Below are 19,012 nucleotides of genomic sequence, written 5' to 3'. Positions count from 1 at the left end.
CAGGGGAGCAAGACCCGGATTTCGGCTACGCTTCACGTGGGGACCACCCCCGACCATTTGCCCGTGAAGGATGCCATGACACAGCACAACAATGAGCCGGAGAACACCAGCGCTCCGTCCGACACCCCGGCGGCCCGGACCGGTACCAACACCAAGCTCGCCGCCGTCGTCGTCAATCCTGCAAAAGCCGTTGGCGCCGATCTGCGCGGCGCCCTGGTCCGGCTCTGCGAAACGCAGGGTTGGGCGGAGCCGCTGTGGCTCGAGACCACTGTCGAAGACCCGGGCGAGGGGCAGGCACGTGAGGCGCTGGAGGCAGGGGCCGACGTCGTCATTGCGGCGGGCGGCGACGGCACCGTGCGCTGCGTGGCGGAGGTGCTCGCGGGAACGGGCATACCACTGGGCCTTGTTCCGCTGGGCACGGGCAACCTGCTGGCCCGCAACCTTGGCGTCAACATCACCGACCCGGTGTCAGCGGCGTTCGACGTCCTGAACGGCACGGAACGGACCGTGGACGTCGTCAAGGCAAAGCTGGACCACTCGGACGACGAACAGGTGTTCCTGGTGATGGCCGGGCTGGGCTACGACGCCGCCATCATGGCCGACACCGTCGACGCGCTCAAGGACCGCATGGGCTGGCTGGCCTATGTGGAAGCCGGCATCCGCAAGCTGCCTGGCAAACCGGTGAAGGCCCACGTCAGCATTGACGGACGGCACCCCGTCCGCCGGCACATCCGCAGCGTCATGATCGGCAACTGCGGCCGGATCATGGGCGGCGTGGAAATCTTCCCCGACGCCAAGGTCGACGACGGCGTCCTGGACCTGCTCATCCTGGCGCCCAAGGGGCGGCTGGGCTGGCTGGGAGTGGTGGCGGGCATCTTCGGCCGGAACAAGGACGAGACGGAATCCGTGGAGTACTTCCAGGGCAAGTCCGCCGAGATCACCCTGGAGCACGAACAGGAATTCCAGCTGGACGGCGACCATGTGGGTACCGGGAAGCACCTGGCCGTCCGGGTGGAGCCCAATGCCCTGAAGATCCTGATGACGGCCCCGCCGGAGGCCTGAACAACAGTAATTAAGGTTCGACGGCGGCCCGCACGGCGGTCCACTCATGTGAGTGGGCCGCCGTCGGTTCTTGCTTGGGCTGCTTGATCTGCAGGCTTGTGACTGCAGATTGCCTGGCGTTTAGCCGGCCAGCAGCCTGCCCCACCTCGGTGCGAGCAAGGGGGACCCGGCAGCCCGACGGCCCGGTTACCGGCTGCCGCTGTGCGCCAGGATCTCAGCCAGCTCAGCGAGCCGGTGCGCGCGCGCCGATTCGGCGGGAGTAAACGGTTCGCCGGGGCGGTAGAAGGTGATGGGGCCGTGCCACGCCGTGGGGATCTTCAATACCGTCCCGGCGTCGGCTGAGGCCGGAGATTCCTGGCCACCCTCCACCGGAACGGGCACGATCCTGGCGGAAAGCAGCTCGGCCACGGCCAGCGGAAGCTCATTCGGATTGCCGGCGATCCGGGCGGCCAGGCTCAGGGCCCTGGTCTGGCCGTCGGCCATCGCCAGGGCAGTGGTGGGCCAGACATGCGCGTGCCGGCCGCCGCCGTCCCGAAGTGCCTCGAGCAGCCCGCGCTCGCGGAGGTGCCCCGGGGCGGACAGGACGAACTCGTCCAAAACACCGCCCGCCACCGGATGGATGTGGATGCTGAGGATGTTGGTGTCCAGCCGTGCCAGCGCCTGCGTAATCTTCTGAAGCGACCCCGGCTCATCGCGCAGCACTGTGCGGGCCCGCCACAGGGCCGGTGCCGTATTCAGCCGTTTGCGGTGCCGCAGGGCCGGGGCATGCAGCCAGCTCCTCAGCATCCGGGCCGCTGATGGTTCGGCCACCCAGATGACCAGCACCGTGGCGGTCAGGGTAAGTACCAGGACCTTGGCCACATAGGGGAGATGCGTCTCCACCACGGCGGCATGCACCAGGAGCTCAATGGGCAGCATCACCAAAATATTCGCCAGGGTCAGCCGGGCTTTTGGCGGTTCCGGCATCTGGCCGCAAACTTCGCAGCTCAAGTCGGCCGATTCGGGGGACTGTGCCTTGCGCTTCATACTCACATCATGTCCGGCCCCTGTTTCAGGGGGATTGCGGCTGCGTCACGAACGCCCACATCCCTGAATTGGCGCGGTTTTTGTACCGCTCAGGAGCTGGCGGCTGCCAACCCGGGGACGCCTTCGAGAGCCCGCCTCCGGGCCCCGGTTTCGCGTAGGCCCGGGTGTCCCTGGCCGCCGGGGGTGCACGTAATACCCGGCACCTCCACCTGACCGTCCACGACGTGTCCGAGTACCACACGCATAAAGCTCCAAGCGCGTGCATAGAAAGCCGGGTAGGTGCCGCTCGTGACGCGGGGACCGGCCCACGGCTTTCATTGGGGAAGGCATCAACCGATGCCGCCTACCAATGTTCGGGGGGATAGGCAATGGCGACATGGTCTGCCTGCGCGTGGCGCCCTTCCGCCACCAATGTTTGGGGGCTGCAGTGAGCCAGCTGGGTAAAACAAGCCCGTTCGTGCTGAGGTTCCTGAGTCCCGGAGGGACCTCCGGGACCGCCGCCGCTCCGCCGCTTGGCGCCGTCGTCGGGGGTTCCCCCGGCCGCCCGGAACGGCCGCCGTCCGCGCACAAGCTGTCCGGCCGGGAATGGGCCCGCTTTCTTGCCCGCTGCCTCCGGCTGACCGACTCCCTGTTGGTGGTTGTCTCGGTGCTCGCGGGGTACGTGATCCGGTTCGACGGCGGGCACTCCTTTGCGGAAAGCCGCGAAAATGCGCTCGGCGCCCTCCTGGCCGCCGGCCTCGCGGTGGCATGGATCGGTGCGCTCCATTTTTACCGGACCCGGGACCCGAAGGTGCTCGGTATCGGCTCCAGCGAATACAAGCGCGTTGCCGTCTCCACCACCCGCGTCTTTGGCCTCCTGGCGGTGTTCCTGGTGGTGTTCCGGCTGGAACCGGCCTGGGCGTTCTATGTCGCGTCGTTCCCGCTGGGCCTGTTGGCTCTGGTGGGAAACCGGTGGTTCGCCCGCCGCTGGTACAACCGGAAACAGGCCGAGGGCCAGTTCCTGGTGAAGGCGATAGTCATTGGCGAGCCGAACGATGTTCGCTACGTCCTCGGTCGGATCGCCAAAAAGACCGGCGCGGCCTACGAAATCCTGGGGGTGTCCCTGCCGGGAGCCCGCCGGGGGATGATGCTCGACGTCGAAGGCCGCCGGATTCCGGTGCTGTCCTCCACCGACGACGTTGTCCGGACCGTGGGAAAGCACTGTGCAGAGGCAGTCATCGTGGCGGGGCCGGTGCCGGGAGGCAACCAGTACATCCGGGAGCTGGGATGGCGGTTGGAAGAGCATCGCGCCGAACTCGTCCTGGCGTCCACGCTGACGAACGTGGCAGGGCCTCGGATCCACTGGCGGCCGGTGGAGGGACTGCCGCTCATGCATGTGGACGTGCCGCAATACAGCGGCGGCAAGCACGTGCTCAAGCGGCTCCTGGACATCGCGGGCGCGTCCGTGGCCCTCGTCCTGCTGTCGCCGCTGTTCCTGGCCCTCGCGGTCATCGTCAAACGGAACGGTCCGGGGCCGGTGTTCTTCAAGCAGGAGCGCGTCGGCAAAGCCGGCCGTCCGTTCCGGATGATCAAGTTCCGGTCCATGGTGACCGACGCGGAAGCGTCACTCGCTGCACTGATGGCGAGCAACGAGGGTGCAGGCGTGCTGTTCAAAATGCAGAACGATCCGCGGGTGACCAGCTGCGGGCGCTGGATGCGCCGCTACTCCCTGGATGAACTGCCGCAGTTCTGGAACGTGCTCACCGGCGAGATGAGCCTGGTGGGTCCACGGCCGCCGCTGCAGCGCGAGGTGGAAGCCTACGAACGGCACACCCACCGCCGGCTGCTCATCAAACCGGGAATCACCGGCCTCTGGCAGGTCAACGGCCGCTCGGACCTGCCCTGGGACGAGGCCGTGCGCCTCGATCTTTACTACGTCGAAAACTGGTCGATCATCGGGGACGTCATCATCATGTGGCGGACCTTCAAAGCAATGTGCATGCCTTCGGGCGCGTATTAAGTAGAGGGGACAGACATGGACGCTTCACAAGAGTCCTACCGCCGGGAGCTTGACCTGATGGCTTCCGCCGCACCCTTGCGGGCCGCCGTCATCGGCGCCGGCTACTGGGGGCCGAACCTTGCCCGCAACTTCAAGGCCAGCCCCGACTGGAAACTGTCCGCGATCGTGGACATGGACCGGGACCGCGCCGTCAAGCTCGCCGCAGCGAACGGGGGCGTTCCGGTCTGCGAATCCATAGACGAACTTCTGGACACCGTCGACGTCGACGCGGTGGCCATCGCCACCCCGGCCCACACCCACCACGGGATCGCCCTGACGGCCTTGCGGGCAGGCAAACACGTGCTGGTGGAAAAACCCCTGGCCGACAGCAGGGCCAAAGGCGTGGAGATGGTCGAAGAAGCCGAGAAGCGGGGCCTGGTCCTGATGGCGGACCATACGTACTGCTACACGCCCGCTGTCCTGAAAATCCGGGAACTCATCGCGGAAGGGTCCTTGGGCGAGATCCTGTTCATTGACTCGGTGCGGATCAACCTGGGGCTCGTCCAGCCGGACGTGGACGTATTCTGGGACCTCGCACCGCACGATCTGTCCATCATCGACTTCATCCTGCCCGGCGGCCTCCGGCCGGTGGAAGTGGCGGCCCACGGCGCTGATCCCCTGGGCACCGGACGGGACTGCGTGGGGCACCTGACCTTTGCGCTGCCCAACGACGCCATGGCGCACGTGCACGTGAACTGGCTCAGTCCCACCAAGATCCGCCAGATGGTGGTGGGCGGCTCCCAGCGCACCCTGGTCTGGGACGACCTGAATCCACAGCAGCGGCTCAGTGTCTACGACCGGGGTGTCAGCCTGGACCGGAAATACCGGTCACCGGCGGAGAAGAAGGCATTCGCCATTTCGTACCGGCTGGGTGATACCTGGTCGCCCGCGCTGCCGGAACATGAGGCCCTCGGCCAGATGGTGGCGGAATTTGCCAGCAGCATCTGGCATCAGCGCCCTGCACGGACCAGCGGTGCATCCGGGCTGAGGGTGCTGTCCGTGCTGGAAGCGGTCAGCCGCAGCCTCAGCAGCGGCGGACAGTCGGTCGCCGTCACAGGCAACGAAGCCCAGATGGAGGGACGGCGATGAGCATGCTCCAGGGCGCGCGGGTCCTGGTCACCGGCGGCGCCGGCACCATCGGATCCACGATCGTTGACCACCTGATCACCGCCGGCGTCGAGCAGGTGGCAGTCCTGGACAACCTGGTCCGCGGCCGCCGCGCCAATCTCGACCATGCGGTTGCCACCGGCAGGGTGGAGCTTGTCGAAGGCGATCTCCGCGACCGGGACCTGGTCCACGACCTCACGCGCGGCAAGGACATCGTCTTCCATCAGGCGGCCATCAGGATCACGCAGTGCGCCGAGGAGCCGCGGCTGGCTCTGGAAGTGCTGGTGGACGGCACGTTCAACGTGTTCGAGGCCGCGGCCGACCACGGCGTGGGCAAGCTGGTGGCGGCATCCAGCGCCTCGGTGTACGGCATGGCGGAGGATTTCCCCACCACCGAACGCCACCACCACCACAACAACGACACGTTCTATGGCGCGGCGAAGTCCTTCAACGAGGGCATGGCCCGCAGCTTCCGGGCCATGACTGGACTGGACTACGTCCTGCTGCGCTACTTCAACGTCTACGGACCACGGATGGACGTACACGGCCTCTACACGGAGGTGCTGGTGCGCTGGATGGAGCGCATCGCGGACGGCCTGCCGCCGCTGATTTTCGGTGACGGACGGCAGACCATGGATTTCATCCACACCCGGGACGTTGCCCGCGCCAATATCCTGGCCGCCGGCAGCGGCGTCCGCGAAGGCGTCTATAACGTGGCCAGCGGTGAAGAAACCAGCCTCCTGCAACTTGCCGAGGCCCTGTTGCGGGCCATGGATTCCGGCCTGGAGGTGAAGCACGGTCCGGACCGCGCCATCAACGGCGTCGTCCGCCGCCTCGCGGACGTCTCGGCCGCCCGGCTGGACCTTGGCTTCGCAGCGGAAACCGGGCTCGAGGACGGCCTTCGGGAACTCGTGGACTGGTGGCGTCCGCTGCGTAGCGAAATCGCGGCCACCCGGGTCGGAGGCGTGCGGTGACCATTAGCCAGGATCGGGCGCTGAGCCGCATCAATGTCATGAAACCGTGGCTCGGGGTCGAAGAAGCGGAAGCCGTCGCCGAGGTGATCGCGTCCGGCTGGGTGGCGCAGGGCCCCCGGGTGGCGCGGTTCGAGGAAGCCTTCGCCGCCGCCCAAAAGGCGATGTACGCCGTCGCGGTTTCCAACTGCACCACCGCACTGCACCTGGCGCTGAAGGTGGCGGGCATCGGCCCGGGCGACGACGTGGTGGTGCCGTCCTTCTCCTTCATCGCCACTGCCAACGCTGCAGGCTACGTCGGGGCACGGACGGTTTTTTGCGACATTGAAGCGGAAACCGGCAACGTCTCGGCACAGACGATCGCGGCCGCGCTGACCCCGGCCACCAAGGCTGTGATCGCCGTGGACCAGGGTGGAATGCCGGTGGACCTGGACCCCATCCGGGCACTGTGCGACCCCCTGGGCATTACGGTGATCGAGGATTCCGCGTGCGGGGCGGGCTCCACGTACCGAGGGCGGCCCGTCGGGGCCGGTGCGGACTTGGCTGCGTGGTCCTTCCACCCGCGCAAGATCCTGACCACCGGCGAGGGCGGCATGCTGACCACCCTGAACCCGGAGTGGGCCGGCCGGGCGCGGAGGCTGCGCGAACACGCCATGAGCGTTTCGGCAAACGACCGCCATGCCGCCCTCCTGGCCCCGGCGGAGGAATACCTCGAAGCCGGGTTCAACTTCCGGATGACGGACATGCAGGCGGCAGTGGGGTTGGTCCAGCTGGGGCGGCTGGGCGAGGCCGTGGCCCGCCGCCGGGAGATCGTGGCCGGCTACCAGTCGGCCCTGAACCGGGTTGGGGGGCTGCGGTTTGTCCGCGATCCCGACTATGGCACGAGCAACTTCCAGTCATTCTGGGTAGAGGTCCTGCCGTCGTTCCCCCTCGGCCGTGAAGAGCTCCTGGAGCGGCTGGCACGCGACGGCATCTCTGCCCGCCGCGGGATCATGGCCGCGCACAGGCAGCCAGCATACGCCGGCCGGGATACCGGCCCCGCCGACCTGTCCGTCACCGAGCGGCTGACCGACAACACCGTCATCCTGCCCGTGTACCACCAGCTGACCGCCGGCGAGCAGTCCCGGGTGCTGCGGTCCATCCGACTGGCAAGCGGGGAGGGGAACCGTGGCTGACCTCATTCTCATCGCGGCCAGCGGGCTCGCCCGCGAAGTCCTCGCCACAGTGCGCGACAGCGGCCAGTTCGACGTCGTCGGGATCCTCGACGACGATCCGGGCAGGGCGGGCACCACGGTGGACGGCTCGCACGTCCTGGGGCCGGTCAGCCACGCGCTCAACTACCCGGACGCGAAGGTGGTGGTCTGTGTCGGCGCAGGCAGCGGGCGCGCCGGAATAGTGGCCAGGCTGGCCGCGCTCGGGTTCCCGGACCGGCGCTACGCCACCGTGGTTGATGCCTCGGTGCGGCTCCCGGAGGGATGCCTGATCGGCCGCGGCAACATCCTGCTGGGCCACGTCACGCTTACAGCCGGCGTGACCATTGGCAACCATGTGGTGGTGATGCCCGGAGTGACCCTTACGCACGACGACGCGGTGGAGGACTTTGCCACGTTTGCGGCCGGCGTTTCGCTGGGCGGCGGCGTCCGCGTGGGGCAGGCGGCCTACCTGGGCATGAACTCCAGTGTGCGCGAACGGTCCGTCATCGGCGCCGGCGCCACCGTAGGGATGGGGGCCGTAGTGCTGGCCGATGTTCCGGCCGGCGAGACCTGGGCCGGCGTTCCGGCGCGGGCCATCAAGCGTGCCATGCAAACTGCTGCAGTTTCAGGAGGCGGACGATGACACTTTCACCCACTTTCCCCTTGTCCGTACCCCTCGTTGACCTCGGCGCGCAACAGCAGGAAATCGCCGAGGAAGTGGAGAGCGGCATCCGGGAGGTCTTCGCGCGGACCTCCTTCATCGGCGGCCCCGAGGTTGCCGAATTCGAGCAGGCCTACGCCCGTTTCGTGGGGGCCCGGCACTGCGTCGGCGTCGCCAACGGCACCGATGCGCTGGAGCTGGGACTCCGCGCAGCCGGGGTCATGCCCGGCGGGGAGGTCATCCTGCCGGCCAACACGTTCATCGCCACAGCCGAGGCCGTGAGCCGGATCGGGGCGGTCCCGGTGCCTGTCGATGTGGACCCCGACTACCTGCTCATCGATCCCCGGCGGGTCAGTGAGGCAGTGACTGAGGCGACACAGGCGATCGTGGCAGTGCACCTCTTCGGGCAGGCTGCTTTCGTTGAGAAGCTCAAGGCCGCTGCCTATGGCTGCGGCGCCGTCATCGTCGAGGATGCCGCGCAGGCCCAGGGCGCATCCCGGCACGGGCGCTTCGCCGGCACGCTGGGCAGCGTGGCCGGAACCAGTTTCTATCCCGGCAAGAACCTCGGCGCTGCCGGTGATGCCGGAGCGGTCCTGACGGACGACGACGGGATAGCCGCCCGTGTCCGCCTTCTCGGCGCCCACGGCAGCTCCGTCAAGTACGAGCACGACGAGATTGGCATGAACTCCCGACTGGACACCATCCAGGCAGTGGTGCTGAACTCCAAACTGCGCCGCCTTGCGGCCTGGAACGAACGACGGCGGGAGGCCGCCGCCCGCTATTCGGAGATGCTCCGGGACGTCCCCGGCATTGTGCTGCCACACACGGCCGAAGGCAACGTCGACGTCTGGCACCTCTACGTCATCCGGATCCTGGAGCGGGACCGTGTGCTCGCCGCCCTCAACGGTGCCGGGATCGGCGCCGGTATCCACTACCCCGTTCCGATGCACCTCAGCCGCGCCTACCGGCACCTCGGATTCTGCCGCGGATCCTTCCCGGTGGCCGAAGAAGCCGCCGCAACCATGCTCTCCCTGCCGATCTACCCGCATATCACCGCCCGGCAGCAGGAGTACGTCATCGGCCAACTGATCGCGGCCATGGAACGGCCATGACACAAGGAAACAGCGCCCCCGGCGCCTCGAACGCCTTCGCATGGAGCCTCCTGAACACCATGGTGTCGAAGGTGGGCACGCTCGGGATCGGCATCGTCCTGGCGAGGATGTTGGGCCCGGACTCCTTCGGAACCTATGCGGTGGCGCTGGTGGCCCTGATGGCCGTACTCAGCTTCAACGAGCTTGGCGTTTCGCTGGCGATCGTCCGGTGGCCCGGCGACCCGGCGAAAATAGTGCCCACCGTCAACAGTATCTCGGTGGCGGGCAGCGGCCTGTTCTGCGCCGGTGCCGTCCTTGCTGCTCCCGCGTTCGCGGCCGCCATGGGCGACCCCGAGGCCACTGACGTGGTTCGGGTCCTCATCCTCAGCGTCTTCATCAACGGCGTGGTGGCATCCCCGGCGGCCCTCCTCCAGCGCGACTTCAAGGAGAAGGCCCGGCTGGGGATCGACCAGGTCAACGTCTGGACGGGAGCTGTGCTGTCCATTGTCCTGGCGCTCGCGGGAATGGGCGCCATGGCGCTGGCGGTGGGCAGGGTGGCCGGAAGCCTCGTGTCAGCCGCCATGTTCCTGGCGGCGTCGCCCATGCCGTATCGCTTCGGACTGGACCGCAACCAGCTCGGACCCCTGCTTCGGTTCGGCCTGCCGCTGGCCGGCACGAGCATCATTTTCTTCGCGGTCGGCTACGCGGACCAGCTGACGGCCGGAGCCATGCTGGGACCGGCGGCACTTGCCTTCTACGTCCTCGCGTACAACCTTTCCAACTGGCCCGTCAGCATCCTGGCCCAGCCCCTCCGCAGGGTAGCGCCGGCCGCGTTTTCGGCACTCCAGCAGGACAAGGCAGCCATGAACTCGGCGCTGGTCTCGGTGGTGGCGGTCCTCGCCGCGGCGACGCTGCCGCCCGTGATGTTCTTGGCCGGAAGCGCAATGCCGCTGGTGGATCTTGTCTACGGCAAGGAATGGCTGCCGGCGGCTGCCGCGCTCTCCTGGCTGGTGGTAGGCGCTGTCAGCCGGATCTTCTCGGACCTGGCCTATGACTTCATGGTGGTTCTGGGCAGGTCCGGCACGGTGTTCGCCATCCAGGCCGGCAGCCTGGTGGTGCTGGTGCCCGCACTCGCTGCCGGTGCAGCCCTGGGCGGACTGCAGGGACTGGCATTTGCGCAGGCCCTGGTCTGCGGCTGCATCCTGCTGCCGTTGTGTTTATGGCAGCTTGCCAACGCAGGCATCTCCGTGCGCGCCGTCTCGTCAGTGGTGTGGGTCCCCGCGCTGGCTTCCCTTGCTGTCGGTGCCTTGTCGCTTGGCCTGGTCAGCTGGCTGCCGGTGCCCTGGCTGGAACTTCCTGCGGGCGCACTGCTTGCTGCGTCCACGGCCGCGGCGTTGGTGTACTGGCGCCGGGATGACCTGAAGCTGCTGAAGGAAGTGGGCCGCGATGCCCGCTCGGAAGTAGGAGAGCTGGTCCCATGAGAATCCTTGTCTACCCCCACGACCTCGGCATCGGCGGCAGCCAGATCAACGCGATCGAGCTCGCCGGAGCCGTAGCCAGGCTGGGCCACGAAACCATCGTGTTCGGGCGGCCCGGGCCGCTCGTGGACAGTATCCGGCGGCTGGGGCTGGAATTCGTGGCCGCGCCGGAACCGGGAAGGCGGCCGTCGGTGGCGGTTAGCCGGGCGCTGGCCGGGCTGGTCGAACGCCGGCGGATAGACATCCTGCACGGCTATGAGTGGCCGCCCTCGCTGGAATGCTATCTGGCCGCACGGCGGATGCCCCGTGCGGCGGCAGTGTCCACTGTTATGTCCATGGCCGTCGCCCCGTTCATCCCCAAACACGTCCCGCTGACGGTCGGCACCCACCAGATCGCGGAGGTGGAGGCCGGCTTCGGACGCTCGGCCGTTACGGTGCTGGAGCCGCCTGTCGACGTTGACGCGAACCGCCCCGGCCTTGACCTTGCCCAGGGAGACCTCAGGAAGGCCTGGGGAGTCCCGGAGGGCGCGTACGTTGTGGCCATCGTGTCCCGCCTGGCCAGGGAGCTCAAGCTGGAGGGCATCCTCAGCGCCATGGACGCGGTGGCTTCCCTCCCGGCCGCGATGCGGGTTTGCCTGCTCATTGCCGGCGACGGCCCGGCGCGTACGGAAGTTGCCGCGCGTGCGGCGCAGGTCAACATCCGGACCGGCCGGCAGACGGTTGTCCTCACCGGCGAACTTGCCGACCCCCGGGCGGCCTACGATGTGGCCGACGTTTGCCTTGGCATGGGCGGATCCGCGCTGCGGGCGCTGGCCTTCGGCAAGCCGCTGGTGGTCCAGGGCGAGGCGGGCTTCTGGGAGCTCCTGACGCCTTCCTCGCTTGATACCTTTCTATGGCAGGGATGGTACGGCGTAGGCAGCGGGCAGGCCGGCGGCGCTTCCGCGCTCCGCCAAGTACTGTTCGAGATCCTGCCGGCCGAGCGGCTCCGCGCCGATCTGGGGGCCTTCGGCAGGCGCGTCGTGGTGCACCGCTACTCGCTGGCACATGCCGCGGAGGCCCAGCTGGACATTTACGGAGCTGCCCTGGAAACGGCGTCCGCCAGCCGCATGGCGTACGCCCGCGAACTCGAGGCTGCCGGCCATTTCCTCAGCTACAAGCGCCGCCGGCTGCAGGCGCGCCTGACCGGGCGGGCAACGGCAGATGACTTCAACGCCCGTCCTGTCGCCGCCGGGCAGCCGCTGCGGGCAGTGCCTGCCGGGGGTGCCTCATGAGTCCCCGCGGTCCCATCGTGTGGATGGCCGGGACCAACTGGGATGCCGTGGCAGGCACTGACAAGCGCCTAGTGCAGGAACTTGCTGCGACTCGGCCCGTCATGTGGGTGGATCCGCCTGTACCTGTCCGGGTGCCGCGTCGGGGAAGCCTTCGGTCCCGGCTGGAGCAGCTCGATGATTCCCTCCTGCGGCTGAGGGTGATGGCGCCGCCGGGGGTGACGCGTCCGCTCATCCGCCGGATCACTGCCCTGTGGCAGCATGGAGCGATCCGGTCCGCGGTGACCCGTGCGGGCTGGGAACCGGCGGCCGTGGTGTCCGCCATGCCGCTGGCCCGTTTCCCCCGTGGGGTCGGCGGGGCAAAGATCCTGTACGTGACGGACGACTGGCTCGAGGGATCGCGCCTGATGGGGATATCGCGGTCGGCCGTCAGGAGCGTCCTGGCATCCAACCTGGCACAGGCTGACGGCGTCGCGGCGGTTTCCGGGGAGCTGCTCGGCCGGCTCGCCGGGTTGAACCCGGCTGGCGTCGGCGGGCTCGCGGCTCCGGCCGGGCAACCGGCCTGCGCCGTCATTCCCAACGGCTGCCCTGAGCCTGCCGGTTCGATGCCTCCGGTGCCGCGCGAACCTGCGGCCTGCTTGGTGGGCACCCTTAACGAGAGGCTGGATCTTGATGTTCTGGAAGCTGTCCAGGCCTCCGGGGTCAAGCTGGTGGTCATCGGACCGCGCTCGGACCGCAGCCCGTCCTTCGGCCTCAGGCTGGACGCCCTCCTCAAGGCCGAAAACGTCCGCTGGATGGGACAACTTGCTGCTGAGGAGCTGCCAGGCCAACTGAGCACCTTCGGGGCAGGCATCACGCCGTACACCGACTCGCCATTCAACCGTGCAAGCTTTCCGCTGAAAACTCTTGAGTACCTGGCGGCGGGGCTGGCCGTAGTGTCCACGGATATGCCCTCGGCGCGCTGGCTCAACACGAACCTGATCTCCGTGCAGACGGTGCCGCAGGAGTTCGCCCTCGCAGTGAAGGCTGCCCTGGCGCAACGGAATGACAGGGATGGTGAACTGCTCCGGAAGGAATTCGCCTCCGGACACACTTGGGCGGCACGGGCCCTCGAGTTTCAAGCCCTCCTTGACCGCGCGGCGAATCCCGGCGCCCATGCCGCGCTGCAGGTGCCGGCCGCTCTCGGGACGGAGGCCGTGCGATGAAGGGCACCGCGCCGCGAACGACGGCCGTCGTGCTGTTCGCCTCATACCTGGCCCTCCTGGCATTGGTGGGCTTCTGGCCCACGCCCGTGGAACGTCCCGTTGCGGGGATTCTTCGCGGCTTCCTGCTGTTCCTGCAGGAACAGCCCCTGACGGCGGGAATCCGATCCGGACATGTGGAGGCTGCCGCCAACGTGGTGCTCTTCGTGCCGCTCGGCGTACTGGCTGCCTGCCTGCTGCCGGCACGCCGGTGGTGGCTGGCCGCAGCGGCGGGCCTGCTGGGTTCCGCGGCGATTGAAGCAGTCCAGTTCCTGGTCCTCGACCAGCGCCAGGGCGGCCTGAGGGACGTCGCCACCAACACCCTCGGCGCACTGCTCGGCGCACTAGCGGTCCGGTGGGTGCGTGGGCGGATCGTGAAACCACCAACAATGCCGGTCTCCGGCGAAACCATTCCTGGGAGGAACGACATGATCACCATCGCGGCAACGGCCGACGTGGCAGAGTCCGCCAGCATCGGCGAAGGATCGCGGATCTGGCATTTGGCGCAGATCCGGGAAGATGCCATTTTGGGCAGCAACTGCAACATCGGGCGCGGAGCCTATGTGGGGCCCGCCGTCCTGCTGGGCAACAACTGCAAAGTCCAAAACTACGCCCTGGTCTACGAACCGGCCCGGCTGTCAGACGGCGTCTTCATTGGCCCGGCAGCGGTGCTCACCAACGACCTGCATCCGCGGGCCATCACCCCTGACGGGACACTCAAAGGTTCCGAAGACTGGGTGTCCGTGGGCGTGACTGTCGGCAAGGGCGCCTCAGTCGGTGCACGGGCGGTGTGCATCGCCCCGGTCACCATTGGCGAATGGGCCACGGTGGCGGCCGGCGCCGTCGTGACCCGGGATGTCCCGGCCTATGCCGTGGTGGCGGGTGTGCCGGCGCGGCAAATGGGCTGGGTGGGTGAGGCTGGCCATCCGCTCAAGCAGGACGACGGCGGCAGCTGGCTCTGTCCCATAACCGGGCGGCGCTATCGCGAAGCCAACGGGAACCTGGTTCCGACGGAAAGCTACTGAGGAGGCGGCGTGGAAAATCAGGACACCAGCAAAGTAATCCTGGGCGGCACACCGGTTGATCTGATGGACTCAGGGCCGGCCCTGGACCTGATCCTCGCGCGGGCGGAAAAAGAGGGGCTCCCGCCGCTCGGTGTGGCCTCCGTCAATCTGGACCACCTGCACCACTTCGGTGCCGGCGGCCGATGGGAAGGCACCCTGCACGCCGACCCTGCCAGCACGGTTGACTGGCTCTATCTGCTGGACGGTGCGCCGCTGGTCTCGCAGTCCCAACGGCTCACCGGGCACCGCTGGCCGCGGCTGGCGGGAAGCGACCTCGCCTCGCCCCTGCTGGACCGCGCCGAACAGTTGGGACTCCGCGTGGGTTTTCTCGGCGGATCACCGGAGAACCAGCAGCTTCTGGCCGGGAAAATTGCCGTGGAGCATCCGCGCCTCCAGGTCGCCGGAATGTGGTCCCCGGACCGGAAAGAACTGGCGTCCGCCCGCGACTCGGAGCGGATCGCGGCAGACATTGCGGCCGCGGGCACCCAGATCCTCTACGTAGGACTTGGCAAGCCGCGGCAGGAACTCTGGATCGACCACTACGCCGCCCTGACCGGCGCCGCTGTGCTGCTGGCCTTCGGCGCCGCAGTGGACTTCCTGGCCGGGAGGGTGCAGCGCGCGCCCCAGTGGGCCAGCGAGCACGGGCTGGAATGGGGCTACCGGCTGGCCATGGAACCCAAACGGCTCGCCAGCCGCTACCTGATCGACGGCCCGCCGGCGTACCTGAAACTGCGGACGGCGTCGTGCACGGTGCCGCCCACCCGGCTGGCAGCCGTCCCGTCCGCGGCCCCCGCCCTCCGGACCCCCGGGCGCTTCACCGGTCCCGACGGGGCGGCGGACGCCGTCGTCATCGTCGTTACCTATAACAGTGCGCACGGCATCGGTTTGCTGCTGGAGGGTCTCCGGGACGAGACCGCGGACCTCACCCTGCGGGTACTGGTGGCCGACAACTCCTCCGGCGACGGCACACTCGCGCTGGTGCGTAGCGCCCACCCCGACGTCATTGCGTTTCCAACCGGAGGAAACCTGGGATACTCCGGCGGCATCAACGCGGCAATGCGCCGGGCGGGGGACGCCGCCACGGTTGTGGTGCTTAACCCCGACGTCACTGTGGGGCGCGGCAGCCTGAAGACTCTGCTGCACCGGCTGAATGCTTCGCGTGCCGGTGCCGTTGTGCCCCGGCTCCTGAGTGAAAGCGGCGCGACGAGCCACTCCCTGTACCGCGAACCGAGCATCGCGAATGCCTTGGGTGACGCGTTGCTCGGGCGCCGGGCCGCCAACCGGCCGGGCTGGCTGGCAGGCACGGATTTCAACCCGGAAAGCTATGCGCACCCGCACACGGTGCAGTGGGCCACGGGTGCGGCGCTGATGATCCGCCGCAGCCTGGCCGACTCGCTGGCCTGGGACGAGTCCTATTTCCTGTATTGGGAGGAGACGGATTTTTTCCGCAGCCTGAGGTCAGCCGGTGAAACCGTCTGGTACGAGCCGGCGGCCACCATGACCCATGCGGGCGCCGGTTCCGGAAGTTCGGCCCGGCTGAATGCCCTGCTTGCCGTCAATCGGGTGCGCTACATCCGCAAATACCACTCGGCCGCGTATGCGGCGGTCTTCCAGGGCGCGGTAGTGCTCTCAGAGGCCCTGCGCTGCTGGAAGGCAGAGCGGCGGGGCGTGCTGCAGGCGGTACTCAACGAGGACAGCTGGTCCACGCTGCCAAGTGCCACGAGGGACCCCGAACCCGCCTTCTTTCCGGCCGGGTCGGTGATCATTCCGGCCCACAACGAGGCCAACGTGATCGCCCGGGCACTCGCCCCGCTGGCCCCGCTGGCTGCTGCCCGGCAGGTGGAAGTGATCGTGGTCTGCAATGGCTGCACCGACAACACGGCTGAGATTGCCCGGCGGTTCGACGGGGTCACGGTGCTGGAATCCAGTGCAGCCTCCAAGCCGTCCGCCATGAACGCCGGGGACTCCGTCGCGTCCGAATGGCCCCGGCTCTACATGGATGCCGATATCGAAATCACGGCGGGAGCCTTGCGGGAACTGTTCCTTGCACTGGCCCCCGGCGGGCTGCTGGCCGGGCGTCCCGCTGCCCGCTATGACCTGCACGGCGCGCATCCGCTCATCCGCGCGCACTACCGGGCGCGGCTGAGGCTGCCGTCCACCGCGACGAGCCTCTACTCGGCCGGAGCCTTCGCGCTGTCCAAGGAGGGGCATCTTCGCCTGGAGGAATTCCCGGAGGTGCTGGCAGACGATCTCTACGTGGACAGGCTTTTTGGGCCGTCAGAAAAGGCCGTGCTCGACGTGGAGCCCGTGGTGGTGCGTCCGCCACGGACCCTCAGGGACCACATGGCGGTGCTGCGCCGTGTCTGCCGCGCCAACGCCCAGGTGAACAGGATGGAGGGACAACACAGCAGCACCGCGAGGACCGTTGCTGAATTGATCCGTTCAGTCCGCGGTCCCCTCTCGGCAGCGGACGCGATGATCTACGCGGGCTTCGCCATTGCGGGCCGCAAGGGTTCGGGCGTACCGCGTCCGGGCTGGGAACGGGACAGCAGCAGCCGCGCACCGTCCGGGGAAGGAACAGCGGGCTGATGAAACACGCCGCTGCGGCTTTATCAGACGGCCCAACACACCGCGGGCCACCATGGCTGCTGAAGGTAACCATGTTCTCGATCATGTTCTTTCCGCCCTATATGGTGCTGGCGCCGGTGGGGGCCAGCGGCAGCCTGCCGCAGACGCTGGCATTGGCGCTCTTCGGGCTGTGGGCGATTTCGTCAGCCATGGGGCTCCACGATCCGGTGGGCTTCCGGCATCCGGGACGCGCTGCCGTCCTGCTCCTGATGCTGGCGTCCTGCCTCAGCTATGCCCACCTGTTTGCGGGCCTCAGCGGGGCCAGCACCATCGACGGGCGTGCCGCCGCGGACCGCTGGATGCTCCTGATGGTCGCCGCGGCAGGCATCGCCTTTGTGACCACTGAGACGGTCCGCAACCTCAAGGACGCCATGGCCGTCGTACGGCCCGTCCTGGCTGGCGGCACAGCATGCTGCATCATCGCGGTGGTCCAGTTCACCACCCACACCAATCCGATGGAATGGTTCAAGCTGTTCATGGTTGGTTTCGTCCAAAACGGGGACTTCGACGCTTTTCAGGCGCGGGGAGCCCTGTTGCGGGTCGCCGGCACCACGCTGCACCCCATCGAACTCGGCGTCGTTACGGCGATGCTGCTCCCGCTGGCCGTCTGGAGGGCCCTCTACGACCGCTCCGGCCGCAAACGGCTTCAATGGCTGGTGGTGGGGCTGTTCGTGCTGGCAAACACGATGACCGTGTCCCGTACAGGGCTGATCGGGCTCGTTGTCGTGGGTGTCATTACCATTCCGTTCCTGCCCAGGCTCGCCAAGCAATGGGCGGCCGTGATCGTCCCGGTCGGCGCGGCGGGACTGTTCATCGGTGTTCCCGGGCTGATATCGACGCTCTTCAGCACCGCTACCGCCGGCAGCGCCGATTCTTCCATCACGTACCGCACGGAAGATTACCCGCTGGCACTGCGTCTGGTCGCGGACCGGCCCTGGTTCGGAACGGGGCCCGGGACATGGATGCCAACGCAGTCGCTGGACATTTTCGATAACGAATATCTTCTGGTGGCCGTGACCATGGGCGTCACAGGGCTTATAGCCCTGATCGCCTATCTGACTGTTCCGGCACTGGCGGCACTGGCTGCGGCCAGGCACGCGCAGGAAAACGAGCTGAAGCTACTGGCGGCGTCCGCGGCTTCTGCCCTGCTGATCGCCACAGTGGCGTCCGGAACCTTCGATTCGATGTCGTTTCCGGTATTTGCTTTGCTCTGTCCGTTTTTCATAGGTCTGTCAGGAGCCACCTGGCTGATGGTCAAGAATCAACCGGACCCTGTCCGGGCCGCTCCTTCCGGAGCTGTGCCCGGCAAGGTCCCTTGGGGGTAGGAAGAAACCATGGATCCGATTTCAGTTCTCAAGACACTCTGGCGGCATAAGTGGGTGGCGATGCCTGTAGTTGTGCTGACCATCGCGGCCTGCGTCTATGTCATGTTTTTTGCGCAGCGGACGTATCAGGCCAACATGACCTACGCCCTGATCACACCCAAGGTGCCCACGGCCGTGGAGCTGGAAAACAGCCCGCAACTGGCCAAGATCAACGGCGACAATCCGTACCTCAGGAGCTCTGACAACACCCTGCTGTCCCAAGTCCTGATTACCAAACTGGGGGCCGAGGAAACGGTGGAGGACCTACAGGACCGCGGACTCGGCACCGAATACACAGTGGCCCAGGCAAGTACCTTCGGCTCCGGAATGCTTTTGAAAGTCTCGGCCTCGGGAACATCCCCCAAACAGGCGGTCGATACCGCCGTGGCACTGGGTAACCGGCTCACCGCCACCCTGCGCGATGTGCAGACGATTAACGGCGCAGACGAAACCTACCTGTTTTCCGCGCTTCCGGTCGACGGTCCCGGCCAGGCTGAGGAGATGTTCTCAAGCCGGCTTCGGACCCTGATCATCGTTGCCGTTGGCGGTATGGTGCTGGTTTTCGGCGCCGTCTCCATCGCCCGCTCCCTTGAGATGGCAGGTGTGGGCCGTCGCGCCACGGAAAAGCCTGCCCGGCGTGCAGGAAGTCCCGCAGCGGATTCGTCCGGGGCGCAGCCCGAGCAGACCCGCCGAAGGAGACGGGCGGATGACGGGCCATCCGACGTCGACCTGGACCTCCTGGGCAGGTCCTCCCGGATCCCCGTTCCGGACAGGGAGTACAGGACCTGATCCGCGCACGCCTGCGCCCCGCCCCTGCCGG

General features: G+C 67.5%; 15 protein-coding genes and 1 pseudogene. 15 read left to right on the top strand and 1 reads right to left on the bottom strand.

Translation table 11 applies throughout. The annotated features are described in order from the left end of the window. Positions 1-75 precede the first annotated feature (75 nt). Positions 76-1,062, top strand: coding sequence for a diacylglycerol kinase family protein (locus AB0N24_RS07780; protein ID WP_364122596.1), 987 nt, complete (start codon positions 76-78; stop codon positions 1,060-1,062). 186 nt (positions 1,063-1,248) lie between these two features. Here the strand turns inward: AB0N24_RS07780 and AB0N24_RS07775 are convergent, their stop codons facing one another. After that, on the bottom strand, positions 1,249-2,088 hold the full coding sequence (locus AB0N24_RS07775) for an ACT domain-containing protein (protein WP_364122594.1): 840 nt from the start codon (positions 2,086-2,088) through the stop codon (positions 1,249-1,251). A gap of 427 nt (positions 2,089-2,515) precedes the next feature. Here AB0N24_RS07775 and AB0N24_RS07770 point away from each other — a divergent pair, with 427 nt between their 5' ends. From AB0N24_RS07770 to AB0N24_RS07705, 14 genes and pseudogenes are all read left to right on the top strand, one after another. After that, positions 2,516-4,087 (top strand): sugar transferase, encoded by a 1,572-nt coding sequence (locus tag AB0N24_RS07770; RefSeq protein WP_364122592.1) that lies wholly within the window; start codon positions 2,516-2,518, stop codon positions 4,085-4,087. A gap of 15 nt (positions 4,088-4,102) precedes the next feature. Then, positions 4,103-5,215 (top strand): Gfo/Idh/MocA family oxidoreductase, encoded by a 1,113-nt coding sequence (locus AB0N24_RS07765; RefSeq protein ID WP_364122590.1) that lies wholly within the window; start codon positions 4,103-4,105, stop codon positions 5,213-5,215. Continuing rightward, on the top strand, positions 5,212-6,207 hold the full coding sequence (locus AB0N24_RS07760; RefSeq protein WP_364122588.1) for an NAD-dependent epimerase/dehydratase family protein: 996 nt from the start codon (positions 5,212-5,214) through the stop codon (positions 6,205-6,207). The genes AB0N24_RS07765 and AB0N24_RS07760 overlap by 4 nt, the downstream gene beginning before the upstream one ends. After that, a complete protein-coding gene (locus tag AB0N24_RS07755; RefSeq protein WP_364122586.1) occupies positions 6,204-7,379 on the top strand; it encodes a DegT/DnrJ/EryC1/StrS family aminotransferase in 1,176 nt (391 codons plus the stop codon). Before AB0N24_RS07760 ends, AB0N24_RS07755 begins: the two co-directional genes overlap by 4 nt. Beyond that, positions 7,372-8,040 carry a NeuD/PglB/VioB family sugar acetyltransferase gene (locus AB0N24_RS07750; protein WP_364122584.1) on the top strand — a complete coding sequence of 223 codons (669 nt, stop codon included), beginning with the start codon at positions 7,372-7,374 and terminating at the stop codon, positions 8,038-8,040. Before AB0N24_RS07755 ends, AB0N24_RS07750 begins: the two co-directional genes overlap by 8 nt. Continuing rightward, the gene (locus AB0N24_RS07745) at positions 8,037-9,170 is read left to right on the top strand and encodes a DegT/DnrJ/EryC1/StrS family aminotransferase (RefSeq protein ID WP_364122582.1); all 1,134 of its coding nucleotides are present in this window, start codon (positions 8,037-8,039) and stop codon (positions 9,168-9,170) included. The genes AB0N24_RS07750 and AB0N24_RS07745 overlap by 4 nt, the downstream gene beginning before the upstream one ends. Then, positions 9,167-10,630, top strand: a complete 1,464-nt coding sequence (locus AB0N24_RS07740; protein ID WP_364122580.1) for an oligosaccharide flippase family protein — start codon at positions 9,167-9,169, stop codon at positions 10,628-10,630. The genes AB0N24_RS07745 and AB0N24_RS07740 overlap by 4 nt, the downstream gene beginning before the upstream one ends. Then, on the top strand, positions 10,627-11,898 hold the full coding sequence (locus tag AB0N24_RS07735) for a glycosyltransferase (RefSeq protein ID WP_364122578.1): 1,272 nt from the start codon (positions 10,627-10,629) through the stop codon (positions 11,896-11,898). The genes AB0N24_RS07740 and AB0N24_RS07735 overlap by 4 nt, the downstream gene beginning before the upstream one ends. Next, the gene (locus tag AB0N24_RS07730; RefSeq protein WP_364122576.1) at positions 11,895-13,100 is read left to right on the top strand and encodes a glycosyltransferase; all 1,206 of its coding nucleotides are present in this window, start codon (positions 11,895-11,897) and stop codon (positions 13,098-13,100) included. Before AB0N24_RS07735 ends, AB0N24_RS07730 begins: the two co-directional genes overlap by 4 nt. After that, positions 13,097-13,486, top strand: a pseudogene (locus AB0N24_RS07725) (VanZ family protein); the annotation flags it as partial. The gene AB0N24_RS07730 and the pseudogene AB0N24_RS07725, both read left to right, overlap by 4 nt. A 78-nt stretch (positions 13,487-13,564) precedes the next feature. After that, the gene (locus AB0N24_RS07720; protein ID WP_364122857.1) at positions 13,565-14,161 is read left to right on the top strand and encodes an acyltransferase; all 597 of its coding nucleotides are present in this window, start codon (positions 13,565-13,567) and stop codon (positions 14,159-14,161) included. A 9-nt stretch (positions 14,162-14,170) separates the two neighbouring features. Beyond that, positions 14,171-16,789 (top strand): WecB/TagA/CpsF family glycosyltransferase, encoded by a 2,619-nt coding sequence (locus tag AB0N24_RS07715; protein WP_364122574.1) that lies wholly within the window; start codon positions 14,171-14,173, stop codon positions 16,787-16,789. Beyond that, on the top strand, positions 16,789-18,153 hold the full coding sequence (locus tag AB0N24_RS07710) for an O-antigen ligase family protein (RefSeq protein ID WP_364122572.1): 1,365 nt from the start codon (positions 16,789-16,791) through the stop codon (positions 18,151-18,153). Before AB0N24_RS07715 ends, AB0N24_RS07710 begins: the two co-directional genes overlap by 1 nt. Before the next feature lie 9 nt (positions 18,154-18,162). Then, on the top strand, positions 18,163-18,981 hold the full coding sequence (locus tag AB0N24_RS07705; RefSeq protein WP_364122570.1) for a Wzz/FepE/Etk N-terminal domain-containing protein: 819 nt from the start codon (positions 18,163-18,165) through the stop codon (positions 18,979-18,981). Positions 18,982-19,012: the final 31 nt, after the last annotated feature.

The organism is Arthrobacter sp. NPDC093128 (assembly GCF_040683875.1).
GTDB lineage: Bacteria > Actinomycetota > Actinomycetes > Actinomycetales > Micrococcaceae > Arthrobacter.
The sequence above is the reverse complement of the archived record's forward strand: the minus strand, read 5'-3'. Positions and strand labels throughout refer to the sequence as shown.

Excerpts from the sequence above, each read along its gene's own strand:
- AB0N24_RS07740 (WP_364122580.1), top strand. The coding sequence starts at position 9,167 with ATGACACAAGGAAACAGCGCCCCCGGCGCCTCGAACGCCTTCGCATGG.
- AB0N24_RS07710 (WP_364122572.1), top strand. The coding sequence starts at position 16,789 with ATGAAACACGCCGCTGCGGCTTTATCAGACGGCCCAACACACCGCGGG.
- AB0N24_RS07775 (WP_364122594.1), bottom strand. The coding sequence starts at position 2,088 with ATGAAGCGCAAGGCACAGTCCCCCGAATCGGCCGACTTGAGCTGCGAA.
- AB0N24_RS07720 (WP_364122857.1), top strand. The coding sequence starts at position 13,565 with ATGATCACCATCGCGGCAACGGCCGACGTGGCAGAGTCCGCCAGCATC.
- AB0N24_RS07745 (WP_364122582.1), top strand. The coding sequence starts at position 8,037 with ATGACACTTTCACCCACTTTCCCCTTGTCCGTACCCCTCGTTGACCTC.
- AB0N24_RS07760 (WP_364122588.1), top strand. The coding sequence starts at position 5,212 with ATGAGCATGCTCCAGGGCGCGCGGGTCCTGGTCACCGGCGGCGCCGGC.
- AB0N24_RS07735 (WP_364122578.1), top strand. The coding sequence starts at position 10,627 with ATGAGAATCCTTGTCTACCCCCACGACCTCGGCATCGGCGGCAGCCAG.
- AB0N24_RS07705 (WP_364122570.1), top strand. The coding sequence starts at position 18,163 with ATGGATCCGATTTCAGTTCTCAAGACACTCTGGCGGCATAAGTGGGTG.
- AB0N24_RS07780 (WP_364122596.1), top strand. The coding sequence starts at position 76 with ATGACACAGCACAACAATGAGCCGGAGAACACCAGCGCTCCGTCCGAC.
- AB0N24_RS07765 (WP_364122590.1), top strand. The coding sequence starts at position 4,103 with ATGGACGCTTCACAAGAGTCCTACCGCCGGGAGCTTGACCTGATGGCT.
- AB0N24_RS07730 (WP_364122576.1), top strand. The coding sequence starts at position 11,895 with ATGAGTCCCCGCGGTCCCATCGTGTGGATGGCCGGGACCAACTGGGAT.